This window comes from Serratia sp. Ser99, assembly GCF_024519545.1.
In the GTDB taxonomy this organism is placed as follows: Bacteria; Pseudomonadota; Gammaproteobacteria; order Enterobacterales; family Enterobacteriaceae; genus Serratia; species Serratia liquefaciens.
This window is the reverse complement of record NZ_JALJRT010000005.1, coordinates 72,897-94,936: the sequence shown is the minus strand read 5'-3', so window position 1 is coordinate 94,936 and position 22,040 is coordinate 72,897. Positions and strand designations below refer to the sequence as shown.

The 22,040-nt window shown below is 56.8% G+C and carries 19 protein-coding genes; 12 read left to right on the top strand and 7 right to left on the bottom strand.

What is annotated here, in order from left to right; translation table 11 throughout:
- Nucleotides 1-10: 10 nt before the first annotated feature.
- Nucleotides 11-1,513 carry an outer membrane channel protein TolC gene (gene tolC / locus NR114_RS12130; protein WP_046372603.1) on the bottom strand — a complete coding sequence of 501 codons (1,503 nt, stop codon included), beginning with the start codon at nt 1,511-1,513 and terminating at the stop codon, nt 11-13.
- A 286-nt stretch (nt 1,514-1,799) separates the two neighbouring features.
- Here tolC and nudF point away from each other — a divergent pair, with 286 nt between their 5' ends.
- From nudF to NR114_RS12100, 6 genes are all read left to right on the top strand, one after another.
- Entirely contained in the window at nt 1,800-2,432 is a 633-nt protein-coding gene (gene nudF / locus NR114_RS12125; RefSeq protein WP_046372604.1) for an ADP-ribose diphosphatase, read from the top strand.
- On the top strand, nt 2,432-2,857 hold the full coding sequence (locus NR114_RS12120) for a DUF1249 family protein (protein WP_044553527.1): 426 nt from the start codon (nt 2,432-2,434) through the stop codon (nt 2,855-2,857). Before nudF ends, NR114_RS12120 begins: the two co-directional genes overlap by 1 nt.
- Nucleotides 2,858-2,884: 27 nt before the next feature.
- Nucleotides 2,885-3,712 (top strand): 3',5'-cyclic-AMP phosphodiesterase, encoded by an 828-nt coding sequence (gene cpdA / locus NR114_RS12115; RefSeq protein WP_116691721.1) that lies wholly within the window; start codon nt 2,885-2,887, stop codon nt 3,710-3,712.
- A complete protein-coding gene (yqiA, locus tag NR114_RS12110; RefSeq protein ID WP_020828686.1) occupies nt 3,712-4,296 on the top strand; it encodes an esterase YqiA in 585 nt (194 codons plus the stop codon). The genes cpdA and yqiA overlap by 1 nt, the downstream gene beginning before the upstream one ends.
- Nucleotides 4,297-4,343: 47 nt before the next feature.
- The gene (parE, locus tag NR114_RS12105; protein WP_020828685.1) at nt 4,344-6,239 is read left to right on the top strand and encodes a DNA topoisomerase IV subunit B; all 1,896 of its coding nucleotides are present in this window, start codon (nt 4,344-4,346) and stop codon (nt 6,237-6,239) included.
- An 80-nt stretch (nt 6,240-6,319) separates the two neighbouring features.
- Nucleotides 6,320-7,216, top strand: coding sequence for a LysR substrate-binding domain-containing protein (locus NR114_RS12100; RefSeq protein WP_128864549.1), 897 nt, complete (start codon nt 6,320-6,322; stop codon nt 7,214-7,216).
- A gap of 27 nt (nt 7,217-7,243) precedes the next feature.
- Here NR114_RS12100 and NR114_RS12095 read toward each other — a convergent pair whose 3' ends face one another.
- Nucleotides 7,244-7,552: a putative quinol monooxygenase gene (locus tag NR114_RS12095; RefSeq protein WP_020828683.1), complete on the bottom strand. Its 309-nt coding sequence runs from the start codon at nt 7,550-7,552 to the stop codon at nt 7,244-7,246.
- A gap of 159 nt (nt 7,553-7,711) precedes the next feature.
- Nucleotides 7,712-8,293, bottom strand: a complete 582-nt coding sequence (locus NR114_RS12090) for an NAD(P)H-dependent oxidoreductase (protein ID WP_020828682.1) — start codon at nt 8,291-8,293, stop codon at nt 7,712-7,714.
- 315 nt (nt 8,294-8,608) lie between these two features.
- Between NR114_RS12090 and parC the strand changes: the two genes are divergently transcribed.
- From parC to ftsP, 3 genes are all read left to right on the top strand, one after another.
- Nucleotides 8,609-10,882, top strand: coding sequence for a DNA topoisomerase IV subunit A (gene parC, locus NR114_RS12085; RefSeq protein ID WP_020828681.1), 2,274 nt, complete (start codon nt 8,609-8,611; stop codon nt 10,880-10,882).
- Nucleotides 10,883-11,240: 358 nt separating this feature from the next.
- Entirely contained in the window at nt 11,241-11,975 is a 735-nt protein-coding gene (locus NR114_RS12080) for a 1-acylglycerol-3-phosphate O-acyltransferase (protein ID WP_020828680.1), read from the top strand.
- Between the two features lie 132 nt (nt 11,976-12,107).
- A complete protein-coding gene (ftsP, locus tag NR114_RS12075; RefSeq protein ID WP_234529750.1) occupies nt 12,108-13,523 on the top strand; it encodes a cell division protein FtsP in 1,416 nt (471 codons plus the stop codon).
- A gap of 17 nt (nt 13,524-13,540) precedes the next feature.
- Here ftsP and NR114_RS12070 read toward each other — a convergent pair whose 3' ends face one another.
- On the bottom strand, nt 13,541-14,437 hold the full coding sequence (locus NR114_RS12070; protein WP_174574841.1) for a LysR family transcriptional regulator: 897 nt from the start codon (nt 14,435-14,437) through the stop codon (nt 13,541-13,543).
- 151 nt (nt 14,438-14,588) lie between these two features.
- Here NR114_RS12070 and xapA point away from each other — a divergent pair, with 151 nt between their 5' ends.
- Together xapA and NR114_RS12060 are read left to right on the top strand one after the other, a co-directional pair.
- Nucleotides 14,589-15,410 (top strand): xanthosine phosphorylase, encoded by an 822-nt coding sequence (gene xapA, locus NR114_RS12065; RefSeq protein ID WP_046372607.1) that lies wholly within the window; start codon nt 14,589-14,591, stop codon nt 15,408-15,410.
- A gap of 81 nt (nt 15,411-15,491) precedes the next feature.
- Nucleotides 15,492-16,751, top strand: coding sequence for a nucleoside permease (locus tag NR114_RS12060; protein ID WP_256814109.1), 1,260 nt, complete (start codon nt 15,492-15,494; stop codon nt 16,749-16,751).
- A gap of 38 nt (nt 16,752-16,789) precedes the next feature.
- On the opposite strand, the gene NR114_RS12055 is transcribed toward NR114_RS12060, so the two are convergent.
- Nucleotides 16,790-17,677: a PfkB family carbohydrate kinase gene (locus NR114_RS12055; RefSeq protein ID WP_234529746.1), complete on the bottom strand. Its 888-nt coding sequence runs from the start codon at nt 17,675-17,677 to the stop codon at nt 16,790-16,792.
- A 182-nt stretch (nt 17,678-17,859) separates the two neighbouring features.
- On the opposite strand from NR114_RS12055, the gene NR114_RS12050 reads away from it, so the two are divergent.
- Nucleotides 17,860-20,025, top strand: coding sequence for a YgiQ family radical SAM protein (locus tag NR114_RS12050; RefSeq protein ID WP_020828674.1), 2,166 nt, complete (start codon nt 17,860-17,862; stop codon nt 20,023-20,025).
- A 63-nt stretch (nt 20,026-20,088) separates the two neighbouring features.
- Here NR114_RS12050 and NR114_RS12045 read toward each other — a convergent pair whose 3' ends face one another.
- Both NR114_RS12045 and NR114_RS12040 read right to left on the bottom strand, forming a co-directional pair.
- Nucleotides 20,089-20,694, bottom strand: a complete 606-nt coding sequence (locus tag NR114_RS12045; protein WP_041414972.1) for a transglycosylase SLT domain-containing protein — start codon at nt 20,692-20,694, stop codon at nt 20,089-20,091.
- A 38-nt stretch (nt 20,695-20,732) separates the two neighbouring features.
- The gene (locus tag NR114_RS12040) at nt 20,733-21,935 is read right to left on the bottom strand and encodes an ROK family protein (RefSeq protein ID WP_020828672.1); all 1,203 of its coding nucleotides are present in this window, start codon (nt 21,933-21,935) and stop codon (nt 20,733-20,735) included.
- Nucleotides 21,936-22,040 lie beyond the last annotated feature (105 nt).

The window sequence follows — 22,040 nt, the reverse complement described above, 5'->3', positions numbered from 1 at the left end:
TGTGCGCGAATCAGTTGCGGAATGGATTACCGCTGTTGCGTACAGGCGGAGTGGTTGTGCTCACCGGCGCAGAGGTCCGGGTAGCGGCAACCGGTGCCGGCGCTGCGCTTTGCTGTGCAGGCGCATTATCCTGATAACCGTCGGCATAAGCGTCTTGCGCCGTGGTCGGTGGCGCTACCACGTCTTGCGAGGTAGAGATTGGTTTGCCCAATGCACCGTTCAACAGCATCAGGTCGTTCTCGTTCAAGGTACCGAGCGCAAACTTGATGTTCAACTGGTTGATCAGATAGGTATAACGCGCGCTGGAGAGCTGTTGCTTGGCGTTATACAGCGTGGTGGTGGCATCCAGCACGTCGACGATGGTGCGGGTACCGACCTGATAACCTGCTTCCATGGCATCCAGTGAACTCTGAGCCGACACCACTGCCTGTTTGTAGGCGTTGATGCTACTGATCGAGGCGTTCACGTTATTGAATGAGGAACGAACAGTCTGCACCACGTTACGGTGTGCACTTTCCAGTTGCTCACTGGCGCCGACGAAGTTGTACTGTGCTTGTTGCACCTGCGAGTTGGTCTGGCCACCGCTGTAAAGCGGCATATTAAAGCTCAGGCCCACTTTGTTCTGACCAATATCGGCGTCTGGCGTTGAATTACGCGAGCCGTTGTTTTTGGTGTTACTGACTGCCGTGGACGCATTGAAGTCAATCGTTGGCATATAGCCGGTTTGCGCAGAGCGGATCTGCTCGCGGGCCAGATCCTGGCTCAGACGGGCGGATAACAGGCTCAGGTTGCGGCTTTCGGCCTCTTTCAGCAGATTATTCACTGCTTCCGGGCGCTGGGTGCTGAAACGGTCGGTATTCAGCGAAGCCAGTTCCGGGTAGAAGGTGCCGGTGACCTGGCGCAGTTTTTCCAACGCGTTATCCAGCGTGTTACGGGCAGTGACTTCCGCCGCCAGCACCGTATCGTAGTTGGAACGGGCGTTCTGCACGTCGGTGATCGCTACCAGACCAACGTTAAAGCGCTGAGTGGTTTGATCCAGGGTGCGATATACCGCCTGTTTCTGCGCTTGGGTATAGGACAGTGAATCGATGGCGCTCAGCACGTTGAAATAGGCGGTGGCGGTATCGAGGATCAGCTGTTGCGACGAAGTCTGAAACGTCACGTCGGAGATGCCGGCAGTTTTTTCCTGCAGCGTCAGCGCGCGCCATTTCGACATGTCGAAGATGGTTTGGGTCAACGCCAGTGAACCACTGGTGGCATCGCTGTTTTGATCGCGACTGTCACGGTAGCCATTGGTGTGGGTATAACCCGCACTTAACCCCAACTGTGGCAGTAAGGGGCTGCGCGCTTCATTGATTTTTTCGAATGCGGCGTCACGGTCAGCGGCGGTTTTGCGCAGATCCGGGTTACTTTCCCTGGCCTGTTTGTAGACCTGCAGCAGGTTCTCTGCCTGGCTCATTGCACTGAAGCCGCCCAGGCTCAGTCCGATAAGAAGGGGGAGCAGTTTCTTCATTTGCATTCCTTGTTGTGCAGCAATATTGCTATGTAGTTAGCGCTGACGATAGACGAAATAGTTGCCGATTCTAACAGAGTCTGTTGTACGCATAAGGTGGCGGAATGTGCCATCTTGCGTAACTTTTACCTTTCAGGCCGCCTGTTTACCTTAGTTCAACTGGCTGCGTACGTCACACCTGATATCATGGCTCACAATCTATCATAAAGCCGCGGAAGATTATCCCGCCGTTTCTGTCATCAAAACTGTTTATTTTATCGGCATACTCACGCAGGAGAATTCGCTTATGAGCCACTCGCAGCCATCGCCCGTTACTCTCGATAAAAATGATGTAGAAATTATTGCACGTGAGACACTTTATCGTGGTTTTTTTTCACTCAATTTATATCGCTTTCGTCACCGTTTATTCAACGGCGATATGAGCCCGGAGATTAAGCGCGAAATTTTCGAGCGTGGGCACGCGGCGGTACTGCTGCCTTATGACCCGGTGCGTGACGAAGTGGTGCTGATTGAACAACTGCGCATCGCTGCGGTCGATACCAGTACCTCGCCCTGGCTACTGGAAATGGTGGCGGGTATGATCGAAACCGGCGAAAGCGTTGAAGACGTATGCCGCCGCGAAGCGCAGGAAGAAGCCGGCGTGACGGTCGGGCGCTGCAAGCCGGTGCTGAGTTATCTGGCGAGCCCAGGCGGCACCAGCGAGCGCTTGTCGATCATGGTCGGCGAGGTGGACGCCACCACGGCGGAAGGTATCCATGGACTGGAAGAAGAGCATGAAGATATCCGTGTCCATGTGGTCAGCCGCGAACAGGCTTACCGCTGGGTTGAAGAGGGCGCGATTGATAACGCGGCATCAGTGATTGCATTGCAGTGGCTGGCGTTGCACCATGAATCGTTGAGAAAAGAGTGGGCCAACTAATGAAACAGCGCTATACCCCTGATTTCCCCGAAATGATGAGATTGTGCGAAACCAACTTCGCGCAATTGCGCCGCTTGTTGCCGCGCAACGATGAAGTGGGCGAAACGGTGACTTATCAGGTGAGTGGCGCCAGTTATCGTCTGACTATTGTTGAATCCACACGCTATACCTCGCTGGTGCAGATTGAGCAGACCGCCCCGGCGGTCAGCTACTGGAGCCTGCCTGCCATGACGGTGCGCCTGTATCATGACGCGATGGTTGCGGAAGTGTGTTCAAGTCAGCAGATCTATCGCTTTAAAGCGCGTTATGATTATCCCAACAAAAAGTTGCATCAACGCGACGAAAAGCATCAAATTAACCAGTTTCTTGCTGATTGGTTGCGCTACTGTTTGGCGCATGGAGCGATGGCGGTTCCGGTTTGTTAGACAGACTGAGATAACAAAGGACACCATTTGGAAAGCCTGTTTAAACCGACCGTGGCAAGTGGGGCCAGGGTCAGGATTCTGCAAATAACAGATACCCACCTTTTTGCCGGCGAAAATGAGACTTTGCTCGGCATCAATACCTATCGCAGCTATCACGCGGTGTTGGACGCCATTTTGGCGCAGCAGCGTGATTTTGATTTGGTCGTCGCCACCGGTGATTTGGCCCAGGATCATTCATTGGCTGCCTACCGGCATTTTGCCGAAGGTATTGCCCGTCTGCCGGCGCCTTGCGTCTGGTTGCCGGGTAACCATGACTTTCAGCCGGCGATGGTCGACGCATTGGCCGACGCCGGTATCGCCCCGTCAAAGCAGGTGCTGGTGGGCGACCACTGGCAGGTGTTGCTGCTGGACAGTCAGGTTTTCGGCGTGCCGCACGGCGAACTGAGCGAGTACCAGCTTGAGTGGATGGAGCGCTGCCTGCAGGCCTATCCCGAGCGCTATACCCTGATGCTGCTGCACCATCATCCGCTGCCTTCCGGCTGCACCTGGCTCGATCAGCACAGCCTGCGCAACCCACACATGCTGGGTGCGGTGCTGCTGCGCTACCCGAAAGTGAACACGCTGCTGTGCGGGCATATTCATCAGGAGCTGGATCTGGAGTGGCAGGGGCGTCGTCTGCTGGCGTCGCCCTCTACCTGCGTGCAATTCAAACCGCACTGCACCAATTTTACCATCGACGATGTTTCGCCCGGCTGGCGCTATCTTGACTTGCTGCCGGACGGCCGTATCGAGACGCAGGTTTTCCGATTGGAAAACGACGACTTCCGCCCCGACATGGATTCGGATGGGTACTGATGCCTTCTACGCTGCTCTATCTGCACGGTTTTAACAGTTCGCCGTACTCGGCCAAAGCGACGTCCTTCAAGGCGTGGCTGGCCGAGCATCATCCGCATATCGAAATGTTGGTGCCACAGCTGCCGGTTTTTCCGGCTGAAGCCGCCGAAATGATCGAGAATCTGGTGATGGAGCGTGCCGGGCAGACGATGGGCCTGGTTGGTTCCTCGCTGGGTGGCTACTACGCGACCTGGCTTTCGCAGTGTTTTTCACTGCCAGCGGTAGTGGTTAACCCTGCCGTGAAGCCGTTTGAGCTGCTGATTGACTACCTTGGCGAAAACGAGAACCCCTACACCGGCCAGCAATATGTGTTAGAGTCACGACACGTTTACGATCTGAAAACGATGCAGATCGATCCCTTGGAGTCACCGGATTTAATCTGGTTGCTGCAACAAACGGGCGATGAAATTCTCGATTATGGGCAAGCGGTGGCCTATTACACTGCGTGCCGTCAGACGGTGGAATCGGGTGGAAACCACGCTTTCGTCGGTTTCGAGCACTACTTCCCCCAGATTGTGGATTTTTTAGGGCTCAACGCTGTCTGAGCAGACGGTTCCGGCACCTTCCTTTAACCACGAAAAAATAATCAACGATGACTCAATCCAGCTATAACGCTGATGCCATTGAAGTACTCAGCGGTCTAGAACCAGTGCGCCGTCGTCCCGGCATGTATACCGACACGACGCGCCCCAATCACCTCGGCCAAGAGGTGATAGATAACAGTGTCGATGAAGCTTTGGCCGGTCACGCCAAGCGCATCGACGTGATTTTGCACGCCGATCAGTCACTGGAAGTGATCGACGACGGCCGCGGCATGCCGGTGGATATCCACCCTGAAGAAGGCGTACCTGCGGTTGAGTTGATCATGTGTCGTCTGCACGCCGGCGGTAAATTCTCCAATAAAAACTACCAGTTCTCCGGCGGTCTGCACGGCGTGGGGATCTCGGTGGTTAACGCCCTGTCGAAACGGGTGGAAGTCAACGTCAAGCGTGACGGTAACGTCTACAGCATTGCCTTCGAAAACGGCGACAAGGTGCAGGAATTGGCGGTGACCGGCAGCTGCGGCAAGCGCAATACCGGCACCAGTATCCACTTCTGGCCTGACGAGCAGTTCTTCGACAGCCCGCGTTTCTCGGTATCGCGCCTCAGCCACCTGCTGAAGGCCAAAGCGGTGCTGTGCCCCGGCGTTGAAATTTACTTCATCGACAAGCTGAACAATACCGAGCAACGTTGGTGCTATCAGGACGGCCTGACCGATTACCTGATGGAAGCTGTCAACGGCTTGATCACCCTGCCGGAAGCGGCCTTTGTCGGTAACTTCTCCGGTGATACCGAAGCGGTGGACTGGGCGTTGCTGTGGCTGCCGGAAGGCGGTGAGCTGCTGACCGAAAGCTACGTCAACCTGATCCCGACCATGCAGGGCGGTACCCACGTCAACGGCCTGCGTCAGGGCCTGCTGGACGCGATGCGTGAGTTCTGCGAATTCCGCAATATTCTGCCGCGCGGCGTTAAGCTGTCCGCCGAAGATATCTGGGACCGCTGCGCCTATGTGCTGTCGGTCAAGATGCAGGATCCGCAGTTCGCCGGCCAGACCAAAGAACGTTTGTCGTCGCGCCAGTGCGCGGCCTTCGTTTCCGGCGTGGTGAAAGACGCCTTCAGCCTGTGGCTGAACCAGAACGTTCAGGCGGCGGAACAGCTGGCCGAGTTGGCGATTTCCAGCGCCCAGCGTCGCTTGCGTGCCGCCAAAAAAGTGGTGCGCAAGAAGCTGACCAGCGGGCCGGCATTGCCGGGCAAACTGGCCGACTGTACGTCGCAGGATCTGAACATGACCGAACTGTTCCTGGTAGAAGGGGACTCGGCGGGCGGTTCAGCCAAGCAGGCGCGCGATCGCGAATATCAGGCGATCATGCCGCTGAAAGGCAAAATCCTCAACACCTGGGAAGTGTCTTCGGACGAAGTGCTGGCCTCGCAGGAAGTGCACGACATTTCCGTGGCGATCGGCATTGACCCGGACAGCGAAGATCTTAGCCAACTGCGTTACGGTAAAATCTGTATCCTGGCGGATGCGGACTCCGACGGTTTGCACATCGCCACGCTGCTGTGCGCGCTGTTCGTGCGTCACTTCCGTTCGCTGGTGAAGGGCGGCCACGTGTATGTGGCGATGCCGCCTCTGTACCGTATCGATCTGGGCAAAGAGGTGTACTACGCGCTGGACGAAGAAGAGAAAGCCGGCGTGCTGGAGCAGTTGAAGCGCAAAAAGGGCAAGCCTAACGTTCAGCGCTTTAAAGGGCTGGGCGAGATGAACCCATTGCAGCTGCGTGAAACCACGCTCGATCCGAATACCCGCCGTCTGGTGCAATTGACGGTGAGTGACGACGATGTGGATCAGACGCTGGCGATGATGGACATGCTGCTGGCCAAGAAGCGTTCAGAAGACCGCCGTAACTGGCTGCAGGACAAAGGCGATATGGCCGAGCTTTCTGTCTGACTGTCAGGCCCGGCTTCTCCGCCGGGCCTTCTTTCCGCAGGGGCGCTGCGTGCGGCACCCGACCACTCTGGGCGGCATGCATGAAAATCACCCTCGAAGAGTTACTTGCCTTTACCACCGTCGTTGACAGCGGCTCCATCACTGCCGCAGCCGAACAGCTCGGCCAGACTACCTCCGGCATCAGCCGCGCACTCAGCCGGTTGGAAAAAAAACTCGATACGACCCTGATGCGCCGCACCACGCGTCGACTGGAGCTGACCGAAGAAGGCCAGAATTTTCTCAGCCACGCGCGTGAGATTATCCATTCGGTGGAAAATGCCGAAGAGCAAATGGCGTTGCGCAGGTTGATCCCTGCCGGGAAACTGCGGGTCAACGCTGCCGCTCCGTTTATGGAACACGTGATCGTGCCGCTGGTGGCCGGCTTCCGGCAAAGCTATCCGCAGATTGAGCTGGAACTGAATACCGATAACCTGATCATCGATCTGCTGGAAAAGCGCACCGACATTGCCATTCGCATTGGCGCGCTGCGGGACTCGACCATTCATGCACGTCTGTTGGGCTCCAGCCGCTTGCGTATTCTCGCCAGCCCGGAATACCTCGCGCGCAATGGTACACCGGGCAGCGTGGAAGCGCTGCGCGAGCACTGCCTGCTCGGGTTCACCCAGCCGGAATCGCTCAACCTGTGGCCGTTGCGCTATCAGCAGGCGCAGCATTTTGCCATCACCCCGACAATTTCGGCTTCCAGCGGTGAAACCCTGCGTCAGTTGGCGTTACGGGGGGAAGGGATAGTGCAATTGGCGGATTTTATGACGCGAGACGATCAGCGTGCGGGGCGACTGATACCCTTGCTGGAACAGGAAACGCTGGATGTGCGCCAACCGATTAATGCGGTGTATTACCGCAATACCCAGTTGGCGGCGCGTATTACCTGTTTTCTGGACTACGTCAGTGCGCATATTGATGCGCAGACGCTGTAGAAAACGGCTGGCTGTTCCCAACCGGTCTTACAGGGCGTTGCCCAGCACGTGAATGGTCACGCCCAGCACGCTGTCTTTGATGGTGTCACGATGACGGTGCATGTGAGCGATATCCAGATGCTTTTCCAGATGCGCCTGACTGGCCCATTTCTCCAGCATAAACACCGAGTCCGGCGACAGCTTCTGCCATGGCGCCTGGGTATGGCTGTCGATCATTGGCGTGTATTCGCTACAGCCATCCTCTGCCAGTACCAGCGGGACCAGCTTCTCAATCGCCTTCAGAACCGTTTCACGGTGGCCCGGCTTGGTTTTGATTTCTGCAATTACGGTGATCATCATTACCTCATTGGTTGACGTGTATTCCCATCATACTTCAAGCCGCCTCTTTGTTGGCTGTCCGTACTTACCCCGGTCACGTACCACTTGTACGCTCCCGCGGATGCGTTTGGTTGCCGCCTTGAAGCAACTTGAATTATCTCGGGAATAACCTATCAGTTAAGCAAAAATTTCGGTCAGATGCGCGCGATAACGTGCGATGTCGCTATCGATATCCGGTTGTTTAATCACATCATTACAGATAAAGGTCGGCAGCGCTTCCATTCCCAGGAACTGATTGGCCTTATGGAAATGCAGATACACGCCGTCGACGCCGACGCCATGGAAGAACTGATCCGGGTCGGTAAAGGCTTCCAGCGGGGCGTTCCAGGTCAGGCTCAGCATGTATTTCTTGCCCTGGATCAGGCCGCCGGAGCCGTACTTCTTGCCGGCGTCTGAGCGGGTACGACCGTCACTGGCGTACAGGCTGCCGTGCCCGGCGGTGAACACTTCATCGATGTATTTTTTCAGGATCCACGGCTCGCCCATCCACCAGCCCGGCATTTGATAAATCACCACGTCAGCCCACAGGTATTTTTGCACCTCGGCTTCGATGTCGTAACCGTCGTCGACGACGGTGACCTGCACCTGGTGCGGTACATCGCGCAGGAAGCTTTCCGCCACGTCGCTCAGGGTTTGATTGAGTTCGCCGTTGGAATGGCCAAACTGCTTTTTAGCATTGATAATCAGGATATTGCTCATTATTCACGGCTCCTGTCAGAATTAGAATGTGTGATGTTCTCCGCGCCGGGGGCGGGAAACATTTCGCTGAGAAGCAGTGTAATCGTTAGCAATACAAGTAAAAATGCGATCCAGCGCACAACAGTGTTGACTGTGAGTCAATAAATGTGCCACCGCATAGCGCTATTTTGCACAAAACTGCCTGATACACCGGCTTCGCCGGATGATTGCTGCGCCATCTGTGACAGCTACCCTGCTGATGGGTTACTATCGCAGGCAGAATCAACCCTTTGTCGTCCAGGGATTGCCAAGCCACGGTCTGAGGATAATTGAGTAATGAGTGATCTGACTCATGACGGTGTAGAGCGTTTACCGCTGCACACATTCACTGAAAACGCCTATCTGAACTATTCCATGTACGTCATCATGGATCGGGCGTTGCCGTACATCGGTGACGGTTTGAAGCCGGTACAACGCCGCATCATCTACGCCATGTCGGAACTGGGGCTGAGCAACAGCGCCAAATTCAAAAAATCCGCCCGTACCGTCGGTGATGTGCTGGGTAAATACCATCCGCACGGCGACAGCGCCTGTTATGAAGCTATGGTATTGATGGCGCAGCCATTCTCTTATCGCTATCCGCTGGTAGACGGCCAGGGGAACTGGGGTGCGCCGGACGATCCGAAATCCTTCGCCGCAATGCGTTATACCGAATCGCGCCTGTCCAAATATGCGGAAGTGTTGCTGGCCGAGCTGGGTCAGGGCACCGTTGACTGGGTGCCGAACTTTGACGGCACTATGCAAGAACCGAAGATGTTGCCGGCACGTCTGCCCAACATTCTGCTGAACGGCACCACCGGCATTGCCGTGGGCATGGCGACCGATATCCCTCCGCACAACGTGCGTGAAGTGGCTGCCGCTGCGGTGGAGCTGCTCGAGCGGCCGGGCGCTTCGCTTGAAGACCTGCTCGAGTTCGTGCAGGGGCCGGACTTCCCGACCGAAGCCGAGATCATCACGCCGCGCGACGAAATTCGCAAAATCTATCAAAATGGCCGCGGTTCAGTGCGTATGCGCGCCGTTTGGAAGAAAGAAGACGGCAGCGCGGTGATTACCGCCTTGCCGCACCAGGTTTCCGGCGCCAAGGTGCTGGAGCAGATTGCCAGCCAGATGCGCGCCAAAAAGCTGCCGATGGTTGAAGATCTGCGTGATGAATCCGATCACGAGAACCCAACGCGGCTGGTGATCGTGCCACGTTCCAACCGTATCGATTTGGAACAGGTGATGAACCACCTGTTTGCGACCACCGATCTGGAACGCAGCTACCGCATCAACATGAACATGATCGGTCTGGACAACCGCCCGCAGGTTAAGGGGCTGGTAGAAATCCTGACCGAGTGGCTGGCGTTCCGTCGTGATACGGTACGCCGTCGCCTGAACTACCGTCTGGAAAAAGTGCTGAAACGCCTGCACATCCTCGAAGGTTTGCTGGTGGCGTTCCTCAATATCGATGAAGTGATCAACATCATCCGTACAGAGGACGAACCCAAGCCGGTGCTGATGGCGCGTTTTGGTATTTCAGACACTCAGGCCGAGGCCATCCTCGAACTGAAACTTCGCCATTTGGCGAAGCTGGAAGAGTTCAAGATCCGCGGTGAGCAGGACGAACTGGCCAAAGAGCGCGATCAACTGCAGGCGCTGCTGGCCTCCGAGCGCAAGCTGAACACTCTGATCAAGAAAGAGATCCAGGCCGATGCATTGGCCTACGGCGACGATCGCCGCTCGCCGATTACCGAGCGTTCTGAAGCCAAGGCGATGAGTGAGCACGACTTCGTGCCTTCAGAGCCAGTGACCATTGTGCTGTCTGAAATGGGCTGGGTGCGCAGCGCCAAGGGCCACGATATCGACCCAAGCGGCCTGAGCTACAAGGCGGGCGACAGCTTCCGCAGCGCGGCGCGCGGCAAAACCAACCAGCCGGTGGTGTTTATCGACTCCACCGGACGCAGCTACGCGCTTGATCCGCTGACGCTGCCTTCGGCACGCGGGCAGGGCGAGCCGCTGACCGGTAAGCTGACGCCACCGCCGGGCGCCACCATTGAGCAGGTGCTGATGGCGGCGGACGACCAAAAACTGCTGATGGCTTCCGACGCCGGCTACGGCTTCGTTTGTACCTTCAACGATTTGGTGGCACGCAACCGTGCCGGCAAGGCGATGATTACTCTGCCGGACAACGCTAAAGCGCTGGCGCCGATGGAGATCCACGGCGACGACGATATGCTGCTGTCGATCACCGCAGCCGGTCGCATGCTGCTGTTCCCGGTTGCCGATCTGCCTCAGTTGTCGAAGGGCAAAGGTAACAAGATTGTCTCTATCCCGTCGGCGCAGGCCGCCTCCGGTGAAGACAAGCTGACATGGCTGTTCGTGTTGCCGCCGCAGACCTCCGTGACGCTGCATGTGGGTAAACGCAAGCTGACGCTGCGTCCGGAAGATTTGCAGAAGTTCCGTGCGGAGCGGGGCCGTAAAGGCACCTCACTGCCACGTGGCCTGCAGCGTATCGATCGCGTAGAGATCGACGCGCCTGCACGAGCGCCGACGGGCGACAGCGAAGAGTAACCCTGAGAGAATAACAAGCGGGCGCAGCATATTGCGCCCGCTTTTTTTCACGCAACCGGCAATTATTTTCAAATAGTTAACATTTCTCTGCATAAAATTATTGTGCGTATCGCCGGCTGGCGGGAAAATAGCAAAAAAATGCAGGGCAGGTTTTCAGCCCCTGCAATCAAAGAATGAGTTTACCCAAAATAATTGGAGTTGCATCAAGGCGGCAAGGCCGTAAATCCCTGGGAGCTTAGTAAACTAAGTGACTGGGGGGCGCGGACGGAGCCAACACAGATGCAGCTTCAAGTATGAAGTGAAAAAGGGACCTGCGCAGCGTTTCAGGCTGTGTCGGCAGTGTGCTAATGAGGTTGTTATGTTATTAATTTTGCGTGCCATTCTTGCCACTCTGTATTGTATTTTGGTGTGCATCTTCGGTTCTATTTACTGTTTGTTCAGCCCGCGCGATCCTCGCCATGTGGCGACCTTCGGTCACCTGTTTGGCCGCCTTTCCGGGTTATTCGGTTTGAAGGTGGAAGTCCGCGTACCGGCCGATGCGGCCAAAAATGGCAACTGCATTTATATCGCCAACCACCAGAATAACTACGATATGGTGACCGCCGCCAAAGCGGTGCAGCCGCGTACCGTGACCGTGGGTAAAAAGAGCCTGCTGTGGGTGCCGTTCTTTGGTCCACTGTATTGGCTGACCGGTAACCTGCTGATTGACCGTGATAACCGCGCCAAAGCGCACGGCACCATTGCACAGGTCGCCGAACAGTTTAAAAAACGCGACATTTCGATCTGGATGTTTCCTGAAGGCACCCGCAGCCGCGGGCGCGGGCTGATGCCGTTTAAAACTGGCGCATTCCATGCGGCAATCGCCGCCGGGGTGCCGATTGTGCCCATCTGCGTTTCCACCACCAGCGGTAAAATTAATCTTAACCGTTGGAATAATGGTCATGCGATCGTCGAAATGTTGGAGCCGGTCGATATCAGCGGCTACGGTAGAGAAAATGTGCGTGAGCTGGCGGCCCATTGCCATGAGCTGATGCTGGCGAAAATCGCCGAGCTGGATGCGGAAGTCGCCCAGCGCAATGCCGCCGGAAAATAATATTCCTACCGGCTTCAAAGAATGAACTTTTAAACGGCGCCAAATGCCGTTAACGCCGGGGCTCCTGCTAATCTGATTAACAGGGGCCCGGTCTTTGCACACGGTTTAGTCATTGCTTTTCATGGAGAAAATATGTCACTCAGTCGACGTCAGTTTATTCAGGCATCGGGCTTGGCGCTGTGCGCGGGAGCCGTGCCGCTGAGGGCTGAGGCGAGCGGAACGCAGACCCCGTTACCTGTTCCCCCGTTGCTGGAGTCCCGCCGTGGGCAACCGCTGTTTTTAACCTTACAGCGTGCCCACTGGGCATTTATGGATAACCGCAAGGCGTCGGTGTGGGGCATCAACGGCATGTACCTCGGGCCGACGGTGCGGGTTTACAACGGTGATGACGTAAAGCTGATTTACAGCAACCGCCTGCCGGAGCCGGTGGCGATGACCATCAGCGGCCTGCAAGTGCCGGGTACGTTGATGGGTGGCGCGCCGCGCATGATGTCTCCCAACGTTGACTGGTCGCCGGTGCTGCCGATCCGCCAGAATGCGGCCACCTGCTGGTATCACGCCAGCACCCCGAACCGCATGGCGCCGCATGTTTACAATGGATTGACCGGGCTGTGGCTGGTCGAAGACGAGGTCAGCAAATCGCTGCCTTTGCCGAATCACTATGGTGTAGATGACTTCCCGCTAATCATTCAGGACAAGCGCCTCGATAACTTCGGCACGCCGGAATACGATCCGCCGTCGCAGGGGGGCTTTGTCGGCGATACGCTGTTGGTTAACGGCGTACAAAATCCTTATATCGAAGTCTCCCGCGGTTGGGTGCGCCTGCGCCTGCTTAATGCTTCCAACTCGCGTCGCTACATGCTGCAACTGAGTGACGGCCGACCACTCAACGTGATCGCCAGCGATCAGGGCTTTTTGCCTGCGCCGGTCGCGGTACAGCAACTTTCGCTGGCACCGGGCGAACGCCGTGAAGTGCTGATCGACATGTCAAAAGGCGATGAGGTGACGATCACCGCCGGCGAAGCGGCAGGCATTATGGATCGCCTGCGCGGCTTGTTTGAACCTTCGAGCATCCTGGTCTCTACCCAGGTGCTGACGCTGAAACCGACCGGGCTGTTGCCGTTGGTGACCGATAACCTGCCGATGCGCTTATTGGCCGATCAACTGTTGGACGGCAGCGTCAGCCGCACCCGCGAGTTCCGTTTGGGCGACAGCCAGGCCGGGATCAACGGAGCGATCTGGGACATGAACCGCATCGATGTGCAAACTCAGCAGGGGAGCTGGGAGCGCTGGAATATCCATGCGGATACCCCGCAGGCGTTCCACATTCAGGGCGTACAGTTCCTGGTCAAGCGCGTTAACGGTGCGCAGCCAATGGCAGAAGATCGCGGTTGGAAAGACACGGTGTGGATCGACGGAGACGTTGAGCTGTTGGTTTACTTCAATCAGTCCACCTCAGAACATTTCCCGTTTCTCTACTACAGCCAGACGCTGGAAATGGCAGATCGCGGCAGCGCCGGTCAGTTTATGGTGCAGCAGGCGCTGTAAATTCGCTGGGTACGGCGCTAAGCTTCCGTACCCAACATCGTCAGAAAGGCCTGCACCACCGGCGTCGCACTGTCGGCATGGTAAATGGCGTACAAATCCGCTGACGGTGCCTGCTGCAGCGGGCAAAAACGCACGCCGGGCCACGGAATGCGGCCGTAGCTGTCCGGCAACAGCGTGATGCCATAGCCTTCGGCCACCAGCGCCATCAGGGTTTGCGGTTCGTTGACCTGATAGGCGATATCCGGTTTGAACCCCTGCTGCAAACACAGGTTGTGCAGATATAGCCCCAGACTGGCCTCATGAGGCGGCAGCACGATGAATTTTTCATGCCGCAGCGCCGCCAGCGGCAGGCTTTCCGCCTGTGCCAGCGGGTGATCGAGCGGTAGCACCAGCGCAATGTTCTCCCGTGCCAGCAGTTGGCATGCCAGCCCCGGTAATATCTGTTCCCTGGCTTCTCGCCACACGCCGATATCAATATGACGTTTTTGCAGCGCCGTTATTTGCTGGCCGGGTGTCAGTTCGTTCAACGCCCAGGTGACGTTGGCCGTTTTTTCGGTAAAGCGCTTCAGCGCCGGTATCAGCCCACCCCACACCGATGTGCCGACCATGCCAATCACCATATGGCCCGCTTCGCCACGCCCCAATTGCTGCACCTGATTGAGTGCATTACCCGCCTGATCCAATAGCATCTCGACGTTGTGAAACAAGGTTCGGCCCGCCAGCGTCAGCGCCATCGAGCGGGTGGTGCGTTTGAACAGCTCTACGCCCAGTTGGCTCTCCAGCTCTTTAATGTGTTTGCTGAGCGGGGGTTGGGAGATGTTCAGCCGTAGTGCGGCTTGGGTGAAGTTCATCTCTTCCGCCACCACGCGAAAATAGTGCAGCAGGCGGAAGTTAATCCGGCTGGGATCCGGCAGTTGCTGTGGCTGCTTTAGGTTGATGATGGCCTCCTGATGCGAGCAATTTATAGGTGAATGGAATAAATCAGCCGCCAATAATGTATTGGTCGCCGGTGCGCATCGCTCTCTACTATGGGGATTATTTCACCCTTCCACAGAAGAGAATACTATGTTTAATCAAGAAGATGCTTTTTCCTGTGCTGAAACTATCCGCGCCCGCCTGCCGGGCTTCCAACCGCGAGCGGCTTTGATTCTGGGCTCCGGCTTGGGGGCGTTGGCGGAGGTGATGACCGACACCCTGACCATCGACTACGCCGAACTGCCGGGTTTCCCGGTCAGCAGCGTGGTGGGGCATGCCGGCCAGTTGGTTGCCGGCTGGCTGGAAGGTGTTCCTGTCGTGTGCATGAAAGGGCGCGGTCATTACTATGAAGGGCGCGGTATGCAGGTGATGACCACTGCCGTACGTACCTTCAAACTGTTGGGCTGCGAATTCCTGCTGGCGACCAACGCCGCCGGTTCGTTGCGCCAGTCGGTGCCGCCGGGCAGCCTGGTGGCCCTCACCGATCACATCAACTTTATGCCCGAGTCGCCGTTGGTTGGCGATAACGATGAGCGTTTTGGTCCGCGCTTTTTCAGCCTGGCCAATGCCTACGATCGCGATTTGCGTGCTCAACTGACGCAGGTGGCCCAGCGCGTGGGTATTCCGCTGGCGGAAGGGGTGTTTGCCGCTTACACCGGGCCCAACTTCGAAACCCCGGCTGAAATTCGCATGATGCAAACGCTGGGGTGCGACGTGGTCGGCATGTCCATCGTGCCGGAAGTGCTCTCTGCGCGCCATTGCGGGCTGAAAGTGCTGGTGGTTTCGGCGATGACCAACTACGCCGAAGGGCTGTCCGATACGCCACTGTCCCACGAGCAAACGCTGAGCTGCGCGGCCCTGGCGGCAGAAGACTTTATGCGCCTGATCCGTGAGTTCTTCAAAACGCTGTAACGCTGCAAATTCCCCCGCGGCGAGGTGCAGGGGCCTGGCCGCGTGAATCATCGTTTTAATCAAAATAATAAGGTGATGGTGATGGCAATAAAAACGCGACTGAAGATAATGGTTTTTCTGCAGTTTTTTATTTGGGGTGCCTGGCTGGTTACGCTGGGGTCTTACATGATTAATACCCTGCATTTCAGCGGATTGCAGGTGGGCATGGTGTACAGCGCCAAAGGCGTCGCGGCGCTGATTATGCCGGGGCTGGCGGGCATTCTTGCCGACCGCTGGATCAGGGCCAATTACCTGTACGCGCTCTGTCATCTGTTCGGTGCTCTTGCGCTGTATTGCGCCGCCCAGGTTGAGCAGCCGATGGTGATGTTCTGGGTCATGCTGTTCAACGCCATGGTGTATATGCCGACCATTTCGCTTTCCAACGCCATTGCCTATTTCTGCCTGGAAAAGCACGGTTACGACACGGTGATAGATTTCCCCCCGGTGCGGGTATACGGCACCCTGGGCTTTATTGTGGCGATGTGGCTAATCGGCTTTAGCCGAATTGAGCTGAGCAATATGCAGCTGTATCTGGCTTCTGCCGTGTCACTGTTGCTGGCCTGCTATTCTCTGACGCTGCCGAATTGCCCGACCAGCAAAGTCGAAAAATCGAAAAGCTGGTTCAGCGTGCTGGGGCTGGACGCGTTGGTGCTGTTTCGCCAGCGGCGTATGGCGCTGTTTTTCCTGTTTGCCATGCTGTTGGGCGCGGCACTGCAGATCACCAACACCTTCGGCAATCCCTTCCTGCATGATTTCGCTAGCAACCCGCTGTATCAGGACAGCATAAGCGTCAGATACCCGGCGGTGCTGTTGTCGTTGTCACAAATCTCCGAGGTGTTCTTTATCCTCACCATTCCGTTCTTCCTGCGTCGATACGGCATCAAACAGGTGATGCTGATCAGCATGGCGGCCTGGACGCTGCGCTTCCTGTTCCTGGCCTATGGGACCCCGGTTGGTTTCGGCTTTGTGCTGTTGCTGCTGTCGATGATCGTTTACGGCTGTGCCTTTGATTTCTTTAATATCTCCGGGGCCATCTTCGTTGAGAAAGAGGCCGATAGCCGCATCCGCGCCAGTGCGCAGGGGTTATTCATGACCATGGTCAACGGTATCGGCGCGTATCTGGGGGCGATAGCCAGCGGCGAAGTGGTGGATTTCTTCACCCACGACGGCGTCAAAGATTGGCAGAGCATCTGGTTGATCTTCGCGCTGTATACGTTGGTGCTGGGGATCATTTTTGCGCTGACCTTCAACTATCAGCACCGGCCGGAAGAATATGTCGGGCCGGTAGAGCGAGCGCATTAGAAAAAGAAGAGGGGCGCGCAAACCGCGCCCATTTGGCATCAAACGTCGGGGAAACGCTGTTGTAGCTGTTGCCAGTCTGGCCCGTCGCTTGCACCTTGGGTTGCTACCACGCAGGCGGCCACGCGGTTAGCCAGATCGACCGCTTGCGGCAATGGCCAACCGGCGGAGAGCCCGGCCAGCAGGCCGGCGCAGTGGGCGTCGCCCGCCCCTAGAGTGTCGACGACGTTCACCGGATAGGCCGCTATCTGGAGCGGCGGGGTGTCGCCACGGCAAATCCAGACGCCATCGCAATCCAACCGACAGATCAGCGTGATATTGTGTGCGGCAGCAAACTGCTGGGCCAGAGTGAGCGCATCGCCTGCGCCGCAGAGCGTGACCACTTCATTTCGGTTCAGCGTCAGCAGGGTGTGGCTGTCGCTGAGCATGGCAAAGAAATCTTCATCCAATTGAGCGATGCCCGGGCCGGGATCAATCAGCCGCCACTGGTCAAACGGCAAGCGTGTTAACCATTCACGTACCGCCTCGCCGCTTTCTCCGGCCAACTGCTCGCCGCTGATGTAAATCAGCGTGTCTTCGCTCAGGGGCAGCGTGCCCAACTGGGCTTTATTCCACTGGGTTTCGCAGCCGGGCTCGATCACCGACAGCGACTCGCCGTTGGGTTGCATCTGTGTCAGACGGCGGCCGTTGTCCATTTGGCCATGGCGCAGCAGTACCTGCAGGCCTAAACTTTCCATCTCGGCTTCAATCGCCGCGCCCCATACCCCATTGCCGACCGGCATACCGTTGAGCACCGGGACCTGCAGGCGCTTCAGCGCCCGCGCAACATTAAACGCGCAGCCACCTATTTTTTGCTCCTGCGTCAGCGTCACCTCAACGATCGCGGTACCCAGGGCCAGAATCGGTTTTACTGCTAAAAACTCACTCATTGATCTCCTCCGCTGTCGGCCGGTGGGCCGAACAGAATGCGCTATGATGACCGCGCAGGCGCGTGGAGTCGAGAGGGAAGCCCGAGATGCTGTGGTGAAGGCGTGAAATAACCATGCTCTTTTTGTCACTAGTGCGTATAATCGCCGCCCGGCGATTAATTAACCTGTGAAAGAGCACCAGAATGAGCACTACCAGCCTGATCCAACCCGATCGTGAATTGTTTTCCTATAAGCCTTATTGGGCCGAATGTTATGGCACCGCGCCATTTTTACCGATGTCGCGCGAAGAGATGGATCAACTGGGCTGGGATAGCTGCGATGTGATCATTATCAGTGGTGACGCCTATGTCGACCACCCGAGTTTTGGTATGGCGATCATCGGCCGCATGTTGGAAGCGCAGGGCTTCCGCGTCGGCATCATTGCGCAGCCGGACTGGAGCAATAAAGAAGATTTCATGCGGTTGGGCAAACCGAACCTGTTCTTCGGCATCACCGCCGGCAACATGGACTCGATGATCAACCGTTATACCGCCGATCGAAAACTGCGTCACGATGATGCCTATACCGCCGGCAACGTGGGCGGCAAACGTCCGGATCGCGCGACGCTGGTTTACAGTCAACGTTGCAAAGAAGCCTATAAAGACGTGCCGATCGTGCTGGGCGGCATCGAAGCCAGCCTGCGTCGTATCGCTCACTACGATTACTGGTCTGATACCGTACGCCGTTCGGTGTTGGTGGACTCCAAAGCTGACATGCTGATTTACGGCAACGGCGAGCGTCCGCTGGTGGAAGTGGCGCACCGCCTGGCTGCGGGCGAGAAAATCAGTGAGATCCACGACATCCGTAACACCGCGGTGATGCGCAAGGGCGCGTTGCCGGGCTGGACCGGGGTGGATTCTACCCGTCTGGACAAGCCGGGCCGCATTGAGCCTATCCCGAACCCTTACGGCGACGATCTGCCGTGCGCCGACGGTGGTAAACCGGAGCCGGAGGCCAAACCGGTTACCGTGCGCGCCGCCAAGCCCAAGCCGTGGGAAAAAACCTACGTGTTGCTGCCGTCATTTGAAAAGGTGAAGGCCGACAAGGTTCTGTATGCGCACACTTCGCGCATTCTGCACCATGAAACCAACCCTGGCTGTGCCCGTGCGCTGATGCAGTCGCACGGCGACCGTTACGTGTGGATCAACCCACCGGCGATCCCGCTGACCACGCCGGAAATGGACAGCGTGTTTGCCCTGCCGTACCAGCGTATTCCGCACCCTTCCTACGGCAAGGAAACCATTCCTGCCTATGACATGATCCGCTTCTCGGTCAACATCATGCGCGGTTGCTATGGCGGCTGTTCATTCTGTTCGATCACCGAGCACGAAGGGCGCATCATCCAGAGCCGTTCGGAAGACTCCATTATTCGCGAGATCGAAGAAATTCGTGACAAAGTACCGGGCTTTACCGGTGTGATCTCCGATTTGGGCGGCCCGACCGCCAACATGTACATGCTGCGCTGTACCAATCCGCGCGCTGAGCAGACCTGCCGCCGCGCCTCGTGCGTGTACCCGGAAATCTGCACCTACATGGACACTAACCACGAACCGACCATCAAGCTGTATCGCCGTGCGCGCTCGCTGGAAGGCATCAAGAAGATCCTGATCGCCTCTGGTGTGCGTTACGATCTGGCGGTGGAAGATCCGCGCTATATCAAAGAGCTGGCTACCCACCACGTTGGCGGCTACCTGAAGATTGCGCCGGAACACACCGAAGAAGGCCCGCTGTCGAAAATGATGAAGCCAGGCATGGGCAGCTACGACCGGTTTAAACAGCTGTTTGACCATTACTCCAAGCTGGCGGGCAAAGAGCAGTATCTGATCCCGTATTTCATCTCCTCGCATCCGGGCACCCGCGATGAGGATATGGTGAATCTGGCGCTGTGGCTGAAGAAAAACCGTTTCCGTCTCGATCAGGTGCAGAACTTCTATCCGTCACCGATGGCGAACTCCACCACCATGTATTACAGCGGCAAGAACCCGTTGAGCAGAGTGGGTTATAAGAGTGAAGATGTGGTGATACCGAAAGGCGATCGTCAGCGTCGCCTGCACAAGGCGCTGTTGCGTTACCACGATCCGGCCAACTGGGCGATGATCCGTACCGCTCTGGAAGAAATGGGCATGAAGCACCTGATCGGCAGCCGTCGCGAGTGTCTGGTGCCGGCTCCGAGCATTGACGAACAGCGCGAAGCCAAGCGCTTGCAGCGTCATACCCGCCCGGCGCTGACCAAGCACACCGACATCACCCGTCAGCGTACGCCGTCCAATAAGCCGCCGCGCAAGCCGATTCGTAACGGCAAGCCATAACGGCTCGGCACTGGCTTAAACGAAAAGGAGAACCCTCGGGTTCTCCTTTTTTGCTTTTGAAAATCAGAGCTGCTCGTAGGCCGCTTCTACCTTCATCAAGTGGCGCGGCGCCTGCGGGGCGGGATGATACTTGCGCACGTGCCAGTTAAAGGCTTCCGGTGACAGATTGTTAATCATCGAAATGGCTTGCTGGCGGTTGCTGGAGAAGGTCCGCAGCAGCGCACCGGTGCCGTTGACGTAGGCGATGATGGTGGCATAACGCAGCGTGACAGGATCGTCGATGCCTTTAAGCTGCTGTTTTTGCAACACGGCCAGATAGGCTGCGCCGAGGTCGATATTGGTATCCGGATCCAGCAGATCGTCGTCGTCCGGACAGCCACGTTTCCCTTTGTAGCGATAGGCGTCACAGCCGGCGGTGTCGGCTTTCAACTGCATCAACCCGATAGCATTGGAGCGGCTGATTGCCGCCGGGTTAAAACCGGACTCGACCTTGATCATCGCAGCGATCAGTTTTTGATCGACATCGTATTTATCCGCAGCATCCTCAATCGCGTCGTCAAAGGCATGAGCATCATAACTGGTACGCGGTTTTTTGCTGGAACAACCAGCCAGGATCAGCATCAGGCATATCACGCCTGCGCGCGACCAGTGTCGTAGGGTGGGTTTCATGGTGCTCCGTATTGTTTTTGCTGGGATAAAAGTCGGCATCATAGCATCTCTGTCAGTGCCTGTTCGACATACAGATAGCCAATCCCCATCACCTGCTGTGCGCGCGTGAGTTGGCCAAAGCCGATATGCGTGGCCTGAGTCTGGATCTGATCGTGACGATCGAAGGGGTTGAACCCGGTCTGGCTGATGATGGTCTCCAGCCAGGCCTGACCAAAGCCACAGCTGCGGCCATAAAGATAAATACGGTTAATATTTAATATGTTAAGGAAGTTATACAGGCTCAGGCCAATCGCTTGGGCGGCGCGTTGCACCAACACCTGCAACGCGGGGTCCCCTTGATGATAACGGGCGATCAGCTCGGCGGTGGTGGGGGTTTTAAGCCTTTCGCCTTCGTGTTGCGCTCTGGGGGTGACTTTTAGCTGAATACGCGCTTTTTTCTTCAGTGCCGACAGTGATGCGATGGTTTCCAGACAGCCGTAACGGCCGCAGGAGCACAGGCCACCATCGGGATCGACGATGGTGTGGCCAATCTGGCCGCTGCCGAACAGGCTGCCCCGGTAAATCTGCTGGTTGATCACGAACGACGAGCCGATGCCGTAATCGACGTTAATCACGCAGAAGTCCTGCGCGTTAGCGTTATTTTGCCACTTTTCTGCCAGCCCCAGCATCACGCAGTCGTTATCCAGCAGGACCTCGGTCTTCAGGCGCTCTTCCAGCAGGTATTTTATCTCCACCGGGCCTTCCCAGGGGGCCTGTGGCATGCGCTGCGACACCCCGGTGAGCGGGTTTACCTGGCCGTGGATCGACAGCGCTATTTTCAGCGGCATCCCCTGTTGTCGGCTGTGCAGGTGATAGATCTGCACCATTTCCTGCAGCATCGCCTGTGGCGTGGTGGCAACGATCGGTTGCGGCGTGAAGGCGCTGCACGGCGTGATCAGGCCATCCACCACGATGCTTTCAATCAGATAGGGCGACACGTTCAGACACAGGATCCGTTGCTCAGAGGCAGCGATGCGGTAACTGCCGCCGCCCAGACCGCGGCGGTGCAAATTCTGCTGGTCGTGCTCAACCCGGCGTTCTTCCTGCAGCTCATCGAGAATTTTGCCGACGGCAGGAATAGACAGCTGTGAAAGCCGCGCCAGCGTCGATTTACTGGCCACCTTTTCCCGATACAGCAACGCGCACAGCACCCGTTTATTAAAATTGCGCACCCGTTGGTTATTCAACCCTTGCAATGCCATTCATTAAACCCCGTTTACTGTATTGCGTGATGGTAGCGCGTAAAGTAGCCGATTCTGTCATTTAGACTGCCTGAAAAGCAACCTTCAGTATTTTTAGCGAGGAAA